We start from the raw sequence: 18,418 nt of genomic DNA on the forward strand, positions 1-18,418 counted from the left end.
CCGAGTCAGCAATGAGGGTCGGTCTCGGGCACCTCGAGATCGAGGAAGTACCTGGTCACAGCGTCGTCGACACAGGGATTTCCGTCCAGCACGACAGTGTGCTGGTTTCCGTCGAAGGTCACCAGCGCACCCCCGAGCTGACGCGCCAGGTCTGCCCCCGCCTGGTACGGCGTGGCGGGATCACCGGTCGTCGACACCACGAGGACCGGCGGAAGCCCCGGCACATCCGGGGTGTGCGGTTCCCCCGTAGCGGGGACAGGCCAGAATGCGCACACGTCGAGGGGCGCCTCACCGGTTCCGCGTCCGTCGTCGAGGAACGGTGCCGCCTGCCGGAACCGCGTATCGAGTTCACCGGCAACCGCGCGTTCGGTGATCGGCTGGTCATCGATGCATCGGACGGCGTTGAACGCATCGTTGATGTTGCTGTAGGTGCCGTCGTCCTCCCGCCCCTCGTACAGGTCGGCGAGTCGAAGCAGAGTGTCCCCGTTGCCGTCGGCGAGGGAGGCCAGGCCACCGCGAAGCGACCCCCACAGCGCGGACGAATACAGGCCCTGCTGCACTCCGGTGATCGCGTCGCGGTAGCTCAGGCGACGCGGATCGGTGGTCTGGGCGGGCGTCGCGATCAAGGGGGCGACGAGTCCGCGGAACCGGGCCGACGCCTGCCCGGGCTCGTTGCCCAGCGGGCAGTCGCTGCGGGTCGCGCAGTCGGCCGCGAACTCGTCGAACGCCTTCTGGAATCCCTCGGCCTGCAGCACTATCTCCTCGACCGGATCCTGTTCGGGGTCGATGGCGCCGTCCAGGACCATCGCGCGAACCCGGTCCGGGAAGGCTTCCGCATAGACGGTGCCGAGCCTGGTTCCGTACGAATATCCGAGGAAGTTCAGGGAGTCGTCGCCGAGCACCCCTCGGAGGACATCCATGTCACGCACCACGTCGGCGGTGCCGACATGGGCGAGGAGATCCTCTCCGGTGCGTTCGGCACACAACTGCGCGTACTCGCGGTTGCGTTTCTCGGCTGCCTCGATTCCTTCCGGACTTCGATCGCCGTCGTCGATGGCACGATCGGCGTCGGTCTCCGCGGCGGTGAAGCACCGGACCTGCGGATCGGACGAACCGATGCCGCGCGGATCGAATCCCACGATGTCGAACCGCCCGGCCAGTTCGGTACCTGCCGCGGCGAGCACGGTGGACAGCCCCGAGGCACCGGGCCCGCCGGGATTGACCAGAATCGATCCGATCCGATCGCCGTCCGCCTCGATCCGCGACACCGCCAGGGTCACCGTCTGTCCGTCCGGGGCGTCGTAGTCGAGCGGGACCGAGATCCGGCCGCATTGCGCACCGCTGCGAGCCAGAAGCGGGCCGTCGATGCCGTAGCCACCGCAGTCGCCCCAGTCGACGCCCTGTCGATAGAACTGCGCGAGTTCCCCGGGCACTGCGACGGTCGACGGCTCGCGCTCCTCGGTCGCGGTGTCGGCACATCCTGCCAGCACCAGAGCGCTCACAGCGAGAAGGGCAGCGAACAGACGACGGGAGCGCACACGCGCGGAAACCGGCACCTGTGGATCGTGCCATGCCCGCCATCCGGCCTCGTGGTGTGATCACGCGGCGTCCTCATGTGACCAACCCCACCACCTCCGAGGGTTAGCTGTGGCCGAGCCCGGTGGCACACTGAGACTGTCATCACCCGCCCGGGGACCCGCAGAAGGGCCTCGAGGAAGAAAGAGACAACGATGTCGGAAAATATGACGTCCGTGTACGGTGGCGGCTCCGCCCCGGCAGACACTCCGAAGCGTAAGACGCGGGTCCACCATCTGCAGGCAATGAAGGCCGAAGGCGTGCGCTGGGCAGAGCTGACCGCGTACGACTACTCCACCGCCCGCATTTTCGAAGAGGCCGGGATCCCGGTGCTCCTGGTCGGCGACTCCGCGGCCAACGTCGTCTACGGTTACGACACCACGGTGCCGGTCACCGTCGACGAGTTGCTTCCGCTGGTCCGCGGCGTCGTTCGCGGGGCCCCGCACGCACTCGTGATCGCGGACCTCCCGTTCGGTACCTATGAAGCATCTCCCGAGCAGGCTCTCGCCACCGCCATCCGGTTCATGAAAGAGGGGGGCGCGCACGCAGTCAAACTCGAAGGCGGCGAACGCATCGCACCCCAGATCGCCGCGCTCACTGCGGCAGGCATTCCCGTGCAGGCCCACATCGGCTTCACCCCGCAATCCGTCAACACCCTCGGCGGATTCCGAGTGCAGGGACGCGGCGACGGCGCCGAGCAACTCATCGCCGATGCCATCGCCGTCCAGGAAGCCGGCGCATTCTCCGTCGTGATGGAGATGGTTCCCGCAGAACTCGCCGGCCAGGTCACCCGGAAGCTGACCATTCCCACCGTCGGCATCGGCGCCGGAAACGAATGCGATGCGCAAGTTCTCGTCTGGCAGGACATGGCCGGATACACGAGCGGCAAGACCGCGAAGTTCGTGAAGAAGTTCGGGGCTGTCGGCGACGAATTGCGCAATGCTGCAGCACAATACGCCTCCGAGGTAGCCGGCGGGAGCTTCCCCGGACCCGAGCATTCTTTCTGAGGTTCTTCGTTCTTCCGCTGCCGCCCAGGCATCGAAGGCTCTCCGAGCGAATGTAGTTGCTGAACAGGGCCGTGGCACACCCTCGAGTCGGGTGAGGTTTTCACCCGACTCGAGGCCTCCACCGCGCACACGTCGAGCCCAGGAAGTAGGGCGCCCATCGGCGTTTCAGGATTCGATGGCACACTCGACGGCGACCACGACCACCGAACCGCGAGGTGCGCTCCCCCATGACCCGATTCCGACGCATTCCCGTCGCTGCTACCGCAGCTGCAGCCATGATCGGCCTGCTCGGCGCGTGCGCCTCCGGAACCACCTCGGATCCGACGCCGTCGAATACCCCGGCGCCCTCCGCAGCGGAATCCACACAGGCACCGGGGGGCGTCACCGAAGCCCAGGCCGCCGACCTGTGCACCCGCATCGAGGGTCAGTTGCAGAGCTGGCGCACCTACACGCCCTCGGTCGGGAAGGGCGGCCTGAACATCCTCGTCGGCGAATGGGGCGCGGCAAACGGAATCGACTTGATTGCGCTTGCAGGCGATCGCGCACGCGTCGACATCATCACCACCGAGCAGTGCTCATCCGTGCGTGACGAGACGTTGACGGCCCTGCAGATTCCCGATCTCGCATCGGCCCTCGTCGGGTTCTAGGTGATGACCGACCGTCGCGAGCTCTACCCTCCGATCGCACCGTACGACCACGGCTTTCTCGCCGTCGGCGACGATCAGGAGGTGTACTGGGAGGTCAGCGGAAATCCGGACGGTAAACCCGTCGTGTTCCTGCACGGCGGGCCCGGTGGCGGCACATCACCACGGCAACGTCGATTCTTCGACCCCTCCGCCTACCGGATCGTGATGTTCGACCAGCGGGGCTGCGGCCGGTCGCGGCCGCACGTCGCCGACGGGGCCGACCTGTCTGTCAACACGATCGACCACCTGCTCGCCGACGTCGAACATCTACGCACATTCCTGAACATCGAACGATGGATGGTGTTCGGCGGATCGTGGGGGTCGACGCTCGCCCTGGCCTACGCGCAGCGCCACCGCGACCGCGTGACCGAATTGGTGTTGCGCGGGATCTTCCTACTGCGCCGCAGCGAGATCGACTGGTATTACAACGGTGGCGCCGGGGCACTGTTCCCCGACCTGTGGGAAGCCTTCCTCTCGCCTCTGGCAGGCACCGAACCCGGGGCGCACCCGGTCGACACCTACCACCGGTTGCTGCATTCCCCCGACCCGGACATCGCGTTGCGCGCAGCGGTCGCGTGGTCGACATGGGAGGGTGGAACGAGTTCACTGCTACCGCAGCCCGACCACGTCGCAGACACCGCGGAACCCCGCTTCGCGCTCGCCTTCGCACGGATCGAGAATCACTACTTCTACCATCGCGGATTCCTCACCGAAGGACAGCTGCTGCGGGACGCGCATCTCCTGCACGGCATCCCGGGCGTGATCGTGCAGGGTCGCTACGACGTGGTGTGCCCCGCGACGAGCGCATGGGACCTCCATCGTTCCTGGCCCGACTCGACGTTGCACATTGTCGACGACGCCGGACACTCCGCGCACGAACCCGGCATCACTCATCGCCTTGTGGAAGCGACCGATTTGTTCCGATGACATCCCGTCATTTCGGGAGCCGGCCGAATCCGACCACTGCCGAGTCGTCCGACCACTCGAGCGTGTGGACACGGATTCGGCCGAACTCGTTTCCGCCCACGGTGATCGCCTCGTCACCATCGACCGCTACGACGATGTTGGTGTGCTGCCCGAAACCGGCGGTGTTCTCATACAGGACGACGTCGCCCACCTCGGGTTGATAGCCCGACTCCACCGGTTCGAAGCGATCGTGCTGTTCGTAGTACTCCTGCAGCGTGTACACGCCGGGGATCCGCCAGTGTCCCGAGTGCGGATTCGACAGAGGCATACCGGCTTCCCGCATGATCCAGCTGACGAAGTCTGCACACCACTGCTCTTCGACCCCTTCCGAGTAGAAGGTGCCGGGCCGCTGTGTCCGGTGCTCGTCTTCGAGCAGGTCCACGACCGCCACCTGTTCCGTCGACAACGAGGCGGTGTCGGCTGCGGGGAACGACGCGGTGTCCCAGGGCAGATACCTGCTCGGTGCCCACCACCACACAACTGCCACGAACAACAGCACGACCGCGGCCACCGCGGCGGCGATCACCGTCGTCGCTCGCCTGCCCCGACCCGCACTCCGGGTCTCGGTACTCATATTCGGCCGGACTCGTAGGCGAACTTCACCTTGCGAGCGGCAGTGTCTGCCCGGATGAGGCGCACCGTGATGCGTTCCCCTTCGCGCGGCCGCCCCTCACACGGCGCAATGACGGTTTCGGAAGCCACGAATACCTCGGCGTCGCGCCGGTCGGTGGCGCCTTCGAGCACGGTCGCCTCGAAATGCTCGCCCACCCGGGGGGAGAGCACGACAGCCTCGGTCAGGTCGATGCAGGCGCGCCCGATCTTTCCCGCCAGCGAGTCCGACGCCGACATGATCTTCGGCAGTGCAGGCAGGGTGCCGCGGACGTGCGACGGCACCGCGGTGCCTGCCGACACCGCTAGGCACACCTCGGTCGTGTACCTGTCGGAGAGACGACGCAGCGGAGCGGTCACATGCGCATACGGCGCACCGATCGCACCGTGCAGACCCGACTCGGGAGGCGCACCGTCGAACGCGGCATACGACGCACCGCGCAACAGGGTCGGAGCCTCGCTCATGAGCACGAGCGTCGAGGGTTCGTTCGCGTCGAGGCCTGCGAGGAATGCGCCGACCGGCACATCGTCTGGCCACGGCACCCCCAACGCGGATGCTTTTCTTCGAAGCGCCTCGACAATCTCCGCGTCGGCAGGCGGCAGCGTACGGAGCAGGCCCACCTTCGCGTCGAGCATGAGATCGGCCGCGCACATTCCGGTCAGCAGCGACACCTGAGAGTTCCAGTCGTCGGCATCTGTCCGAGGTTGCACCGTCAGCGTCCACCCGTCGCCACGGGGAGCCACGTCCTGTTCGGGCAGGCGCAGTTCGATAGCCCCCCTGCCGAGTGCCGCCGCCGCACGCAGACGCCCGAACTCGGGTAGCGCTGCGATGGACGGATGCAGTGTCCCGGCATCGAAGTCGCGTTGCACGCCTGCGTAGTCGAGTCGCGCGACGGAACGGACCGATGCACGGCGCACCGTGACTGCCACGGGCTCAGCGCGTTCGTCCGTCTCGATCCGCCACAGCACGGCGGGACGAATGGTCTCGGGGAGGAGACTGGCCGTGCCCTCCGATAGCTCCCGCGGATGCAGCGGAACGGACCTGTCCGGTAGGTAGAACGTCTGGCCTCGGCGATGGGTTTCTGCTTCGAGCGCACCGCCGAGCTCGACGACGGCGTACACGTCGGCGATCGCATAGTGCAGGATGAAGCCCTCGGTCGTGCGTTCGAGGTGGAGCGCCTGATCCAAGTCCATCGACCCCGGAGGGTCGATGGTCACCAGAGGCAAATCGGTGCGGTCCTCACGATCGCCCCCGTACCGGTCCGTGCCGGCGCGGGCCTCCGCGAGCGCATCCGCCGGATATCCGTCGTCGAGTCCGAACTCGGAACGTACTGATGCGAAGTCGATCGCGGGTGCAACGACGAAGGGTGCTCTCACCACTGTTGTAGTTCTCCTGCGCGCCGTAGCCGTCGTGCGTGCCGCTGAGTCAGTTGTTCCACTCGTCGTCGGCCTTGTCGGCCGCTTTGGTCCGCTCGGCGGCAATCTGCAGGGCGCGCTCGGCAGTGTCCTTGTCCGGGTACGGACCCATTCGGTTGAGGGCGCCCGGATCCTTGCCCTGGCTGACCTTGCCTGTGCTCACGTCGTAGTACCAGCCCTCATCGCTCATGGTTCAAGTGTGCCCGAACAAGGTCGACTTTTTGCCGCTACACGCGGTCCGGCGTGGCTGGTACCGTCGGCCCGGCATCACAGACCGTCATCCATGAGGAGCCACATATGTCGTACATTCTCTTCGACGCCCTTCTTCCGTATATCGGGCCGGAAGCTGCCTCGTACTGGGCACATCTGCTGGTCGTCGGCCCCCTGTGAGCGACAAATCGCGATACTTCGGGCTGTGCGGACGAGTCGGCCTGTAAGCCGGATCCTGTCCCCCGTCGAAACAGGGTGACGACCATCCATCTGGACACACCGTTGCCGGGTGCCTCGAGCGGTCCACCCGCAGGCTCGGGCGAGCAGCCCTCGAACACCTACGCAGCCGCACCGGTTCCCCGAGGGGAGCGGTGCGGCCTTCGACCTTGCTCCGGGCGGGGTTTACCTAGCCACCCCGGTCACCCGGGGTGCTGGTGCGCTCTTACCGCACCGTTTCACCCTCACCTGCCCCGGAGGGCAGGCAGTCTGTTCTCTGTGGCACTGTCCCGCGAGTCACCTCGGGTTGCCGTTAGCAACCGCCCTGCTCTGTGGAGTCCGGACTTTCCTCGATTCAAGGCCTGGCACCGTTCGGTGCCGGTTCCCTGCTCCGCGGTCGCCCGGCCGACTCATCCGCTCGAACAGAGTAGCCCGCCGAACACCGCCGACGCGAACTACGGTCGGAAGACATGACTCGATTTGTGGCGCTGCTGCGCGGAATCAATGTCGGTGGGGTCAGGATCAAGATGGCCGACCTGGGCGCGCTGTTCACCGACCTCGGTTTCGGCAATGTCCGGACAGTCCTCGCTTCGGGAAATGTGCTGTTCGACGCGGACGGCACTGCTCCCGACCTGAAAGCGCGTCTCGAACGTGCGCTCTCCGACACCTTCGTGTACGACGCGTACGTGTTCGTCCATCCTCAGTCGTACCTGTCTGCTGTTGTCGATGCGTACCCGTTCGACGAGGAGGTCGATGGCCGACACGCGTATGCCGTGTTCGTCGCCGACAACTCGGTGCTCGACGAACTGGCGGGCATCGGCGCCACCTTGGATCCCGCGGTCGAGCAGATCGCCGTCGGTGACGGCGTCGTCTATTGGGAAGTCGTGAAGGGCGAGACGATCGGTAGCGCCTTCGGGAAGAAGATCGGCGCGTCACGATTCAAGACGGTGACCACCAACCGCAACCTTCGGACCGTGCGCAAACTACTGTGACGTCGAGTCACCGTGAGTTGTTGCTCCAGCGGTGGTATCGACGGTACTGCCCGTGATGTGCATGAGCGGGCCAGGGTTGCATACGCGGTGCGTACGGCTGCTGCTGAGGGTAGGGCACAGCCCAAGGCTGCTGTGCGGCAGGACGGTAATACGGAATCGGCTCTGGGAGAGGTGCCGGTTCGGCGGGGAATCCGTAGATGCCCCGAGGATCACCGCTGAGGTACGCCTGATGCTGCGCATCAGCGCGAGCGACAATGGCCGCTTCCTCCCTGCGACGCTCATCTCGGGAACGGCGACGGGCTCCCGCGCCGACCACGGCCAGTACGAGAACGAGCAGCACCGTAGCCACCGCGGGTTCCTCCTGCGCGAACCCGACGAGCCACAGCACCCCCAAAGTGGTGAGAATCGGGTGGCGCCTCCACCAGGGCCGCCGATCCACGACGAATTCCGGCGCGGGCGCGACAGCGAACGACGCCGCAGCAGCAGGATGCGGCGCATGTGCGTGAATCCGGTATCCGCTCATCGCTGTTCCTCCCGGGGCTCGCGTGATGAACACATTTTTGCAGAATTCGTCCGCTTCCTGCCACAACGACGTCGGCACACGCTGGGCCCGAGAACCGCCGACAAAGATTCTCGGAAAGTGTGTAACAAGTCGAGCAGGTTCCCGATAGACCTCATGAGTGGCCGCGCAGGCACACCCCCGACATGCCTGCGCGGCCACTTTTCGACTCTCGGGTGGGCTGGTGCTGAAGAACCCCGGCTTTCAGGGCCGGGACGACGTCACAGATACGACGTGTCGTTGACCAAGCGCACCGACGATCCACCGTCCGGATAGAACTCCGCGATGCTCAACGACGCCAGATCCAGATGCAGGCGGTACAGCAGGGACGGACCGGAATCCAGCGCGAACTGCAGCAGCGTCTTGATCGGTGTCACGTGCGAGACCACGAGCACGGTCGAGCCCGGATGCTCTGCCGTCAGGTCTGCCCGGACGCCCGCGATGCGGATGCGCACGTCATCGAAGCTCTCACCCCCTGGCGGCCGCACCGAGGTGTCGGTGAGCCACTTCTTGTGCACATCGACGTCGCGCTCGGCAGCTTCCGCGAAGGTAAGCCCCTCCCACTCGCCGAAGTCCGTCTCGATCAGACCGTCGTGCACGGTCACCGGGAGATTCAACGCGGCGGCGGCAGCAGCAGCGGTCTCACGTGCCCGCCCGAGCGGCGACGACACCACGGCGGAAATGTCACCGCGACCCGCGAGCATGTGCGCGGCCGCCGACGCCTGGCCGCGACCCAGTTCGGTGAGCTCAGGATTTCCGCGCCCCGAGTAGCGGCGTTCCACCGACAGCGGGGTCTGGCCGTGACGCAGGAGCAGCATTCGTGTCGGAGCGCCGGTCGCACCGGTCCATCCGGGCGCCTTCGGCGCCTCGACCATCTCCGTACCCGCGGCCGGGACCACGGCGGCGTCCATGGCTTCGTTCGCGAGCCGGTCGGCGTATCCGTTCTCCGCGCGCGGTATCCAGGTGTAGTTCACGCGCGAGAACTTCGACGCCAACGCCTGCACCTGCGCCGCGAGCGGGATCATGTCGGGATGCTTGACCTTCCAGCGACCCGACATCTGTTCGACGACCAGCTTCGAATCCATCCGCACATCGACTTCGTCGGCACCGAGCTCGGCCGCTGCGGTCAGCCCTGCGATCAATCCTCGGTACTCCGCGACGTTGTTGGTGGCACGGCCGATGCTCGCCTTGCGTTCGGCCAGCACTGCCCGGTGCCCGGCGTCGAAGACGACGGCACCGTAGCCCGCAGGTCCAGGATTTCCGCGCGAACCGCCGTCGGCCTCGACGACGACCCGACTCACAGACCCGATTCCTTGGTACGCACCATGATCGCGTTGCATTCCGGGCAGTGCACGACCGCGTCGGCAGGTGCGGCAGTGATGCGGGCGATCTCGCCGCGGTCCAGTTCGATTCGGCACGCGCCGCACCGGCGGGCCTGCAGCAGTGCCGCGCCGATTCCCGATCGCTCACGCTGCTTCTCGTAAACGGCCACCAGCTCCGCAGGCAACGAGCCGACCAGCGTTTCGCGATCATTTCGGCACCGGTCTTCGGCCACCTCGATGTCGGCGAGAGCCTCGTCCCGAGCGCGTGTCGCGTCGCCGAGCTGCTCGTCGATCTGCGACACTTGCGCGCCGGCGTGATCATGATCGGCCTTCGACGCCTCGCGCCGTTCCATGATCTCGAGCTGGTCGTCCTCTAGCGCGGCCTGGCGGCGTTCGAGGCTGCCGAGCTCGTGCTGCAGCTCGGTCAGCTGCTTCGAGCCGATGGTGCCGCCTTCGAGCAGGTTGCGGTCGCGCTGCGCGCGCTGGCGTACGGCCTCGATCTCGCCTTCGACCTTGCGGATGTCACGGTCGAGGTCGTCGATCACGATCTCGACGGCAACGGCCGCGTCCTTCCGGGACGCCCGCTCGGCCTGGAGCCGATCCACTTCCTGCTGTTCCGGCAGGGTGCGGCGACGGTGCGCGAGACGGTTGAGCTCGTTGTCCACTGAGGCGATGGAAAGGAGCCTTGCCTGCACTGCGGGTTCGACGTTCACTCGGGTGGTTCCTGCTTTCGGGTTCTCGACTCGGAAGTGGCCGTACGACGGCACTGGTCGCGGCCGGACCGCGACGACGGTCTCGTAGCTGATTACCGTACCGCGCGGGCTGCTGTCGTCCAGGGGTCGGTGCGCAGGTCGGTGACGCGGGAGCACCACCCGTCGTGATCACCGAATGCTTCGTCGAGGATCGCACTCGCTTGCGCGCACCACGGCTGCTCACTGGCCCAGTGTGCGACGTCGACAAGAGCGGGACCACCGGTTCGCAAGTGCTCGTCTACGGGGTGATGTCTCAGGTCGGCCGTCACATATGCATCGACACCAAGGGCAGAAACACGTGCGAGGAACGAGTCGCCGGATCCGCCGCACACTGCCACCGTCCGGATCGGACGTTCGGGATCGCCCGCGCCGCGTACACCCCACTCGGTGGGTGGAAGCACCGCAGCGACCGCCTCGGTGAACTCGCGCAGTGTCTGAGTCCGAGGCAACTCCCCCACCCGACCGAGACCCCGGTTGCTCGGCAGTTCGGCGAGCTCGAACACGTCGAACGCGGGCTCCTCATACGGGTGGGCGCTGCGCAGCGCCGCCAGCACCGCGGGGCGGGCTCGACGAGGGGCGATCACCTCGATGCGGTCCTCGGCGACCTGCTCGAGTTCACCGACCGCCCCGATCGCCGGATCGGCGCCGTCGACAGGACGGAACTGGCCGGTCCCCGACGTCGTCCAGCAGCACTGCCGGTAGTTGCCCAGGGCGCCGGCACCGGCCTCGAACAACGCGTCACGCACGGTGGCGGATGCCTCGGCGGGTACCATCACCACCCACTTGTCGGTGGCCGGTTCCGGCTTCGGCTCGATCGGCCTCAAATCGGTCAGTCCGAGCGCGTTCGCCAACGCGTCGGATACGCCCGGGTCGGCGCGGTCAGCGTTGGTGTGTGCGGTGAACAGTGCGCAGCCGCCCCGTATCAACCGGTGGATGAGCGCTCCTTTGGGTGTGTGCGCGCCGACGGTGTCGACGCCGCGGAGCAACAGCGGATGGTGCACGAGCAGAAGGTCGGCGCCCCATTCGAGAGCTTGATCGACGACGGCGGCGGTAGCGTCGACGGCGAGTAGCACCTTGCTTACCGGGTCGTCGGGATCGCCCGCGACCAGACCCACCGAGTCCCACGATTCCGCCAACGACGGCGGATACGCCGTGTCGAGCACCTTGATCACCTCACGAAGCGTGGCCGTCACGAATCCTCCTGCACTCGGTCGTGCTCCTCACAGTTCCGATCTCCGCCGACGACCCTACGCTGAGGTTCTCCGACGACCGGGGACAATGTCCGGGTGACTCTTCTCGTCGATCCGCACCCGCTGACACTGCCTGCCCCGGTCGTCCTGTTCGATCTCGACGGCACCCTGACCGATTCCGCGAGGGGCGTGATCAACGGTTTCCTCCATGCAGCCGCAGCCGTCGGTTTCGGCGTGCCCGACGGCAACCTCGAGTGGCTCCTCGGCCCTCCGATGCGCGACACGTTGCGCTCTTTCGGCCTCGGCGACGACGAGGTCGAGCGTGGGTTGACGGCATACCGTGAGTACTACATGGATACAGGTTGGTCCGAAAATGCCCTGTTCGACGGCGTCGGCACGATGCTCGCCGCCGTCCGCGATACCGGCAGTCGCCTCGCCGTGGCGACATCGAAGAACGAGTCCGCCGCTGTGCGGATTCTCGAGCATTTCGGGATCGCGGATCATTTCGAGTTCATCGGAGGAGCGAGCGAGGACGGCGTCCGGCGCGCGAAGGCCGACGTCGTCGCGCACAGCCTCGCCGCGCTCGGCATCGAGGTCGTCGACGCCGCGCACGGCGGTACGTCCGATGTCGTGATGGTCGGCGACCGCGAACACGACATCCACGGAGCCGGCCGGTTCGGTATTCCCACCCTCTTCGTCGAGTGGGGCTACGGCACCGGGGCCGAGGGTGCCGTCGCAGCGAGGACAGTCACCGCCGTGGTTGAACTCCAGCGTCTCCTGACCGGCGGGCGATGACCCAGCGGAAGCAAGCGACGGCTCCGACGGCGACTCGGCTCCCGACCCGTATTACGGGCGGACGGGACGCATTCGAGCAGGTACGGGATGGGATCGAAGTCTGCGCACCGGGCCTGCTCGACCGGGTGCGACAGCAGTGAGATACGCATCACGGTCTACCGTGGACGTGTGCGCCGACTGTCATTTCTCCTCCGCCCGAGCTGGCTGGTCCTCGCTCTGGTAGTGGTGGGCTTCGCCTACGCATGCTTCACCGTGCTGGCGCCGTGGCAGCTCGGCAAGAACACGAGCACCGAAGAGCGCAACGACCGCATCGCGGAGTCCGTGTCGCAGGACCCGCTCCCCGTGGACGACCTGTTCGGCGATGGTGGCGCGACGACCGACACAGAATGGCGGCGAGTGATCGCCGACGGCAGCTATCTTCCGGATTCGGATGTCCTGGTGCGGCTACGGAGCACCGAGTCGAAGCCCGCCTACGAGGTGCTCACTCCGTTCGTACTCGACAACGGAAACACCATCCTCGTCGACCGCGGCTATGTGCGTCCGGTCGAGGGCACTGCGGTGCCCGAGATTCTCGCTGCTCCGACCGGGCCGGTCACTCTCGAAGCCAGAATCCGCATGTCGGAGGGCACGGTCGAAGGTAAGGAGCCGTTCACCGACGCCGGGTATCTGCAGGTTTACTTCATCGACTCCGGCCAGATCGCCGAGGCTTCCGGACTCGATCTCGCGGACGGCTACCTTCAGCTCGATCCGGAGCAGCCCGGTGTCCTCGAGGCGAAGGCACTGCCTCAGCTCGATGCCGGCCCATACCTGTCCTACGGATTGCAGTGGCTCGCATTCGGCATCATGGCACCACTCGGGCTCGCATACTTCGTCTGGGCCGAGATTCGGGAACGCCGCAAAGCCAAGGCGCGCAACTCCGATGAGGTCATCCCGTCCGAGCCGAAGCCCACCTCGAACGAGGCTACGATCGTGCGTTCCGGTTCAGTACGTTCCACCTCGACATCTCGTACCACCAGCGACAAGCTGGCCGACCGCTATGGCGGACACAGGTGACCACGCACTACGACACGTCTCTGCCCGGTGTTTCACCGAACGAGGAGTTCCCGATGTATTCGACCGTCGACGACTACCTGGCCGACAAGGACCCCGCGGCCGTCGACGCGTTCCGGAAGTTCCGCGCCCTCGTCCTCGCACTCGGCGACGACGTCGAGGAGACGGTGCACACCTCGGAGATCTCGTGGGCTCGGGCGTCCTCGACGAAGCCGAGAGGATTCGCTGCGGCATTCCTGTACGCCACACGCCTCGAAGTGGCGCTGGATCTCTCGCGGCGCGTCCACCACCCGACGTTGCGCGAGGCGTACCCCACGACGGGCCCTGTCACCACCCATCGCTTGAGTCTCTCGTCGGCAGACGACTTGGACGACGGGTTCTGCGCACTGCTGGCAGAGGCGTACCACACTGCCTCGACAATCTCCGGGTAGGTCGGGAGATCTGCGTGCCTGGCGACATCCTCCGCTGTTACGGGTGCCCCAGCCGCCTCTCGAGTCCGTCCAGGATCAATGCGAGCCCGAATTCGAAGTTCTCCTCCCAGGTGGAATCGAACGCGTTCTCGGAGAGCTCTGCCATTGCCGGGAATCGTCCCGAACTCATCACTCGGTTCAAAGTGGGGAGCTGGTAGGTCCAGAACTCGTCGTCCGACATTCCCGACTCCGACGAGGCGTTGAGCCATAGGAGTTCCTGCCGCACGGTGCCAGTGACGTAGGAGTCGATCGCCGTCGCAAGATTCATCTTCTCCTGGTCACTCGAGGACAAGTCCTTCACTCCGGCCAAGAACAGGTTCAGGTCCGCGACACTGTTGGGTCCCAATACCGGCCGGCTCCAGTTCGCTTGGAGCGCCCACGGGTGAGTGATGTAGAGCTTTCGTGCCTCGCGGGCGGTTGTGGCCAAGAACTTCCGCCACCCCTGCTCAGCGGCAGCCCTCCTCGCTTGCGAAGGACCGACCACTGCATCGAGCATGAGGTCCAGCAGTTCCGCCTTCGCGGGCACGTAGCGATACAGCGACATGGTGCCCACGCCGAGCTTCTGTGCCAGGTTCCGCATCGACAGCGCGTCGATCCCGTCGGTATCCGCGAGTTCGATGCCTGCGGTGACGATCTGCCGCAGCGTGAGCTTGGACTTCGGACCCTTCGTCCGCTCAGGAAGGCCTTGCCACAACAGTTGGAGGCTCCTGGCCAGTGGATTCCTATCGGTCATGAACGCTCCTAGCGTTGAATACCTTGCCTACTGCGCACACCGTACGCTATCGTGCTGCGTGCATCGCACGGCGTACTCCGTACGCAACAACGAGGGGAGATGCGGAGATGAGTTCAGGACCGGCCGTCGAGGCCACCGGCCTGATCAAGCGATACAAAGACAAGGTCGCGCTCGATGGAGTCGACCTCCTCGTACCCCGTGGAACCGTCCACGGTCTACTCGGACCCAATGGCGCGGGCAAGACCACGGCGGTGCGAATCCTGGCCACTCTGACCGACCCCGACGGCGGTGCCGCCAGCGTGGCAGGGTTCGACGTAGCGAACCAGCCCCGTGAAGTCCGCCGCAGAATCGGGTTGACAGGCCAGCAGACCGCCGTGGACGACCTGATGACGGCGCGCCAGAACCTCACCATGTTCGGCAGACTTTTCCGGCTCGGCAAGACGGACGCTCAGCGCCGCGCCGACGAACTGCTGGAGATCTTCGGGCTCACAGACGCCGCCGGCCGATCCCCCAAGAAGTTCTCCGGTGGCATGCGCCGCCGACTCGACCTCGCAGCCTCGATGATCCTGGCACCCCAGGTCCTGTTCCTCGACGAACCGACCACCGGCCTCGACCCCGCGGGACGCCGGGAGGTGTGGGAGGCAGTGCGGAACCTGGCGGACGCGGGCACGACCGTGCTGCTGACCACCCACTATCTGGATGAGGCCGACAAGCTGTGCGACCGGATCAGCGTGATCGATCGGGGCCGGAACTTCATCGAGGACACACCCGCCGCGCTGAAACGGCGGATCGGGGACGAAAGGCTGGAGCTGGTCGCCCACGACCCGATCGAACTGGCCAGAGCCGCCACGGTCGTCGTCCGTGTCCTCGACGCCGAGCCGGACGTGGAGGAGGCCGAGGCGCGCCTGAGCATCCCCGTGCCGGACGGCGTAGCAGCGCTGACATCAGTGGCTGCCGCCATCCAGGTCGAAGACATCGACATCGCCGACATCGGACTGCGCCGCCCGACTCTCGACGAGGCATTTCTGTACCTGACCTCCGCTACGAACAGCACCCTCGAGGAGACGCGATGACCACTTCGACACCCGCGCTCACCGAAACCGCAGCTCCGGAAACCTCCGGTTCACGTCTGATCTGGGCCGCACGCGACTGCTGGACCATCGTGCTCCAAGAATTCACTCACCTGGTCCGCCAGCCCAGCACGTTCGCCTGGCAGATCGGCTTCCCCGTGGTGATGGTGCTGATGTTCGTCTACGTCTTCGGGTCGGCGATGGACGTCACCGGCCAAGGCGCCGGCGAAGGCTACGTGGATTTCGCCATGCCCGGAATGTTCGCCATGACGATGGCACTGGGGTTCATGGACACCGCCTATGCAGTCACCCACAACAAAGAGAAGGGATTCATGGATCGATTCCGATCGATGCCGATGTCCCCTTCCGCCCCGGTGACCGGGCGTGCACTATCCGATGTCATCCGAGCGGCGCTGGACCTGGTGGTCATCGCCGGAGTCGCTTTGCTGATCGGCTGGCGATCGGGCGGCGGTCTCGGCGCAACGTTGCTGGCCTTCGCTCTGCTCCTCTGGCTGAGGCTGGCTCTGATACTCGTGGGCATCTTCCTGGGGCTCTGCATCACCAATACCGAAACCGCCGGAATGCTCTTCGCAGTGGCATTCCCCCTGGGTTTCATCTCATCGGTCTTCACCCCGCCGGAAATGATGCCCGGCTGGCTGGGCGCGATCGCGGCGTGGAATCCGGTTTCGTCGACGGCGACGGCGATCCGCGAGCTGTTCCAGACCCCGGGTATCGACTACAGGGAGCCGGCCTATTGGATCGACGGCCACGCTCTGCCTGCGGCCATCATCTGGCCTGTGGTGATCATGTTGATCTTCGGGCCGTTGGCGGTCCGCCAGTTCAAGGCGCTGAGCAGGTAGGCCACCGACGAGCGTGGCCTTTGCGAAGAGTGCATCCGAAATGTGTCCACGAATGCAGGGAGGGCACCTCCCGGTTTCCCGGATGGTGCCCTTCCCCTGTATTGACACTGGTGGGCGCGGAGGGTTTCGAACCCCCGACCGCTGGTGTGTAAACGCGTTGCATGCTGCAGGTCAGAGGGTCGATATCGCCTTGACCTGCAGATACATACATCCGGACGTCACCCGAAATCACACCGTTTTTCGTCAAGGTGTGTCCAAACGGTGTCCACGGTAGAGAGGTCCAAGGTGAACCGCCCTACCCAACCACCCACCGACCCGACGAACGGCCGTCAGCGTCGATCCTGTGGCGCCCTCAGAACGATTCTCCGGCCCGACCCAGGGGCGGGTGAACCAAGACCACGACATTTGCTTCCTCCGGCCTACACGGCGATCTCTCTGCGGACCCCCCCACCCCCTCAGGGCGGTGGTGGAAAAACGGAAGGGGGAGCGGCTGCGAAGGCCGGAGGAAGCGACTTGGCCTGTGGCTGGTTCCCCTCCCCCTGGGTCACCAGCTCTCGGTGTCGGTGAGGAATGGGTGCACGGTAGGTCGATTCCATTCAGGCAGGGTGTCGATCGCGAACGCACCCGACTTGCCGTTGCTGCAGAGTTCCTGCAGTTGTTTGATCTCGGAGGGCCAGAAGAGGCCGCGTCGGGGTTGGGAGGTGTCGACGGTTTGGGAGAACGGGCCTGCAGCCTGGGAGACGATTGCTCCGTTGCCGGCGTCGTTCCAGCGGAGGATGGCGCCGCGGAGGATGGCTTTCGCTGCTCCTGGGTGTTCGAAGGTGTCGTCGAGGATGCAGGGTGCGACCACGACCGCCAGCGCCAGAGCGTCGTCGATCATCGCGAGCGCTTTGGCCTCGTCAATGGTCGGGGTGAACGGTCGGAGGTCGTCGAGGGTGATGCTGACGGTCATGGTCGTGTCCTTACGCTGCCGGTGCGGTGACGGTGAAGCTGCCGATGCGGTCGGGCCTTACGACGTTGGCTCCGAATCGGAAGGTTGCGCGTACACCGACACTGTCGGACGAGAAGTACACGTCGTCACTGGTGGCGATGTTAACGGGCCCGACTGCCGAGACGATGGCGCTCTTGTCGACGACGAGTCCTGTCCCTGCGGTGAGCGCCGAGGTCGTGATCACCGGGAGGTCCAGCAGGGAGCGCACTGCATCGGTACTGCCCGCGCCGAGCAGGGACTGTGCTGAGCCGGTGCCGGTCTTGAACTTCCTCAGGCTGGCCCACGCGTCGGGGGCCAGGAGGATATGGGAGGGGGTGGCCCCGTTGCCTTCGAGTGTGGCGATGAGGTCGACGAGTCCGTCGAGGTCGTCGGCTACTGCACCACCGGATTCGATGCCGGTCACGTTGAGCAGGCCAGCGGGTGGTGTGACCGCGGGGCTGACGGGTGCAGCCTGGACGAGGAACGCCTCGTTGGCCTTCTTCGTGACGGCGCGGGCGACGGAGGAGGCGAGCTGCTGGGCGACGTTGTCCTGCCCGTACTGCTCACGGGAGAGGCGCACGAGCTGGGCGACCTTGCCGGTGAAGACGAGGACTTCGTTCAGTTCGGGGTTGCCCTCGGGGATCTCATTGCCTTCTGGAACGAAGGCGGCTTCGTCGTCGTCGATGTAGGCGACGCGGACGGCGGGTGCGTCTCCTTCGACGACACCGGCGACTGTGGAGGCGGTGAGGACGAGAGCGTCGGGGATGACGTCGGCGGCTGCGAACGCGGTGACGTCCGGGCTCCATGCCTTCGCGGAGGTGGATGTGGTTTCGGTAGCCATGATGGGGGCTCCTTCTGTGGATCGGCAGCACAACGGCCGCCAGGCGAATGATGTTCGCTCCGGCGGCCGCTGGCCGTTCCGTGAGGGCCCCACAGGGGCAACGTGACCGCTGGTCGGAGCACCTGGCTC

Annotated in this window: 20 protein-coding genes and 1 other RNA gene; 9 read left to right on the top strand and 12 right to left on the bottom strand. The window is 65.9% G+C overall.

What is annotated here, in order from left to right; genetic code table 11:
• Positions 1 to 5: 5 nt before the first annotated feature.
• Positions 6 to 1,556, bottom strand: coding sequence for an alpha/beta hydrolase (locus tag ACSYG9_RS25610; protein WP_454840419.1), 1,551 nt, complete (start codon positions 1,554 to 1,556; stop codon positions 6 to 8).
• 174 nt (positions 1,557 to 1,730) lie between these two features.
• On the opposite strand from ACSYG9_RS25610, the gene panB reads away from it, so the two are divergent.
• The 3 genes from panB (at position 1,731) to pip (ending at position 4,195) form a co-directional block, all read left to right on the top strand.
• Complete coding sequence (gene panB, locus ACSYG9_RS25615) at positions 1,731 to 2,582, top strand: 3-methyl-2-oxobutanoate hydroxymethyltransferase (RefSeq protein WP_440125092.1); 852 nt, start codon at positions 1,731 to 1,733, stop codon at positions 2,580 to 2,582.
• Positions 2,583 to 2,809: 227 nt separating this feature from the next.
• Positions 2,810 to 3,229 carry a hypothetical protein gene (locus ACSYG9_RS25620; protein ID WP_440125093.1) on the top strand — a complete coding sequence of 140 codons (420 nt, stop codon included), beginning with the start codon at positions 2,810 to 2,812 and terminating at the stop codon, positions 3,227 to 3,229.
• Positions 3,230 to 3,232: 3 nt separating this feature from the next.
• Positions 3,233 to 4,195, top strand: coding sequence for a prolyl aminopeptidase (gene pip / locus ACSYG9_RS25625; protein ID WP_440125094.1), 963 nt, complete (start codon positions 3,233 to 3,235; stop codon positions 4,193 to 4,195).
• A 7-nt stretch (positions 4,196 to 4,202) separates the two neighbouring features.
• On the opposite strand, the gene ACSYG9_RS25630 is transcribed toward pip, so the two are convergent.
• The 4 genes from ACSYG9_RS25630 to rnpB all read right to left on the bottom strand — a co-directional run bounded on the left by ACSYG9_RS25630 (position 4,203) and on the right by rnpB (position 7,098).
• A complete protein-coding gene (locus ACSYG9_RS25630) occupies positions 4,203 to 4,808 on the bottom strand; it encodes a CHAP domain-containing protein (RefSeq protein ID WP_440125095.1) in 606 nt (201 codons plus the stop codon).
• The gene (locus ACSYG9_RS25635; protein WP_440125096.1) at positions 4,805 to 6,223 is read right to left on the bottom strand and encodes an RNB domain-containing ribonuclease; all 1,419 of its coding nucleotides are present in this window, start codon (positions 6,221 to 6,223) and stop codon (positions 4,805 to 4,807) included. Before ACSYG9_RS25635 ends, ACSYG9_RS25630 begins: the two co-directional genes overlap by 4 nt.
• Positions 6,224 to 6,269: 46 nt before the next feature.
• The gene (locus tag ACSYG9_RS25640) at positions 6,270 to 6,449 is read right to left on the bottom strand and encodes a hypothetical protein (RefSeq protein WP_054807486.1); all 180 of its coding nucleotides are present in this window, start codon (positions 6,447 to 6,449) and stop codon (positions 6,270 to 6,272) included.
• A 228-nt stretch (positions 6,450 to 6,677) separates the two neighbouring features.
• Positions 6,678 to 7,098, bottom strand: an RNA gene (gene rnpB / locus ACSYG9_RS25645) — RNase P RNA component class A.
• Positions 7,099 to 7,155: 57 nt separating this feature from the next.
• Between rnpB and ACSYG9_RS25650 the strand changes: the two genes are divergently transcribed.
• Positions 7,156 to 7,677 (top strand): DUF1697 domain-containing protein, encoded by a 522-nt coding sequence (locus ACSYG9_RS25650; RefSeq protein WP_440125097.1) that lies wholly within the window; start codon positions 7,156 to 7,158, stop codon positions 7,675 to 7,677.
• 7 nt (positions 7,678 to 7,684) lie between these two features.
• On the opposite strand, the gene ACSYG9_RS25655 is transcribed toward ACSYG9_RS25650, so the two are convergent.
• The 4 genes from ACSYG9_RS25655 to ACSYG9_RS25670 all read right to left on the bottom strand — a co-directional run bounded on the left by ACSYG9_RS25655 (position 7,685) and on the right by ACSYG9_RS25670 (position 11,503).
• Positions 7,685 to 8,200 carry a hypothetical protein gene (locus ACSYG9_RS25655; protein WP_440125098.1) on the bottom strand — a complete coding sequence of 172 codons (516 nt, stop codon included), beginning with the start codon at positions 8,198 to 8,200 and terminating at the stop codon, positions 7,685 to 7,687.
• 257 nt (positions 8,201 to 8,457) lie between these two features.
• Complete coding sequence (locus tag ACSYG9_RS25660; RefSeq protein WP_454840422.1) at positions 8,458 to 9,576, bottom strand: bifunctional RNase H/acid phosphatase; 1,119 nt, start codon at positions 9,574 to 9,576, stop codon at positions 8,458 to 8,460.
• Positions 9,534 to 10,271, bottom strand: coding sequence for a zinc ribbon domain-containing protein (locus ACSYG9_RS25665; RefSeq protein WP_440125100.1), 738 nt, complete (start codon positions 10,269 to 10,271; stop codon positions 9,534 to 9,536). The genes ACSYG9_RS25660 and ACSYG9_RS25665 overlap by 43 nt, the downstream gene beginning before the upstream one ends.
• Before the next feature lie 92 nt (positions 10,272 to 10,363).
• Positions 10,364 to 11,503: a Nif3-like dinuclear metal center hexameric protein gene (locus ACSYG9_RS25670; RefSeq protein WP_440125101.1), complete on the bottom strand. Its 1,140-nt coding sequence runs from the start codon at positions 11,501 to 11,503 to the stop codon at positions 10,364 to 10,366.
• A 93-nt stretch (positions 11,504 to 11,596) separates the two neighbouring features.
• On the opposite strand from ACSYG9_RS25670, the gene ACSYG9_RS25675 reads away from it, so the two are divergent.
• The 3 genes from ACSYG9_RS25675 (at position 11,597) to ACSYG9_RS25685 (ending at position 13,776) form a co-directional block, all read left to right on the top strand.
• Positions 11,597 to 12,295, top strand: a complete 699-nt coding sequence (locus ACSYG9_RS25675) for an HAD hydrolase-like protein (protein WP_440125102.1) — start codon at positions 11,597 to 11,599, stop codon at positions 12,293 to 12,295.
• Between the two features lie 168 nt (positions 12,296 to 12,463).
• Complete coding sequence (locus tag ACSYG9_RS25680; protein ID WP_454840424.1) at positions 12,464 to 13,348, top strand: SURF1 family cytochrome oxidase biogenesis protein; 885 nt, start codon at positions 12,464 to 12,466, stop codon at positions 13,346 to 13,348.
• Positions 13,349 to 13,401: 53 nt separating this feature from the next.
• Entirely contained in the window at positions 13,402 to 13,776 is a 375-nt protein-coding gene (locus tag ACSYG9_RS25685; protein WP_440127813.1) for a DUF5655 domain-containing protein, read from the top strand.
• Between the two features lie 37 nt (positions 13,777 to 13,813).
• Here the strand turns inward: ACSYG9_RS25685 and ACSYG9_RS25690 are convergent, their stop codons facing one another.
• Positions 13,814 to 14,548, bottom strand: a complete 735-nt coding sequence (locus ACSYG9_RS25690) for a TetR/AcrR family transcriptional regulator C-terminal domain-containing protein (RefSeq protein WP_440125104.1) — start codon at positions 14,546 to 14,548, stop codon at positions 13,814 to 13,816.
• 107 nt (positions 14,549 to 14,655) lie between these two features.
• Here ACSYG9_RS25690 and ACSYG9_RS25695 point away from each other — a divergent pair, with 107 nt between their 5' ends.
• Together ACSYG9_RS25695 and ACSYG9_RS25700 are read left to right on the top strand one after the other, a co-directional pair.
• Positions 14,656 to 15,621, top strand: coding sequence for an ATP-binding cassette domain-containing protein (locus ACSYG9_RS25695; RefSeq protein ID WP_454840426.1), 966 nt, complete (start codon positions 14,656 to 14,658; stop codon positions 15,619 to 15,621).
• The gene (locus ACSYG9_RS25700; protein WP_440125106.1) at positions 15,618 to 16,478 is read left to right on the top strand and encodes an ABC transporter permease; all 861 of its coding nucleotides are present in this window, start codon (positions 15,618 to 15,620) and stop codon (positions 16,476 to 16,478) included. The genes ACSYG9_RS25695 and ACSYG9_RS25700 overlap by 4 nt, the downstream gene beginning before the upstream one ends.
• Positions 16,479 to 17,022: 544 nt before the next feature.
• Here ACSYG9_RS25700 and ACSYG9_RS25705 read toward each other — a convergent pair.
• The gene (locus ACSYG9_RS25705) at positions 17,023 to 17,430 is read right to left on the bottom strand and encodes a hypothetical protein (protein WP_454840428.1); all 408 of its coding nucleotides are present in this window, start codon (positions 17,428 to 17,430) and stop codon (positions 17,023 to 17,025) included.
• A 10-nt stretch (positions 17,431 to 17,440) separates the two neighbouring features.
• Positions 17,441 to 18,289: a phage major capsid protein gene (locus tag ACSYG9_RS25710; RefSeq protein ID WP_454840429.1), complete on the bottom strand. Its 849-nt coding sequence runs from the start codon at positions 18,287 to 18,289 to the stop codon at positions 17,441 to 17,443.
• Positions 18,290 to 18,418 lie beyond the last annotated feature (129 nt).

The organism is Rhodococcus sp. SJ-2 (genome assembly GCF_053750035.1).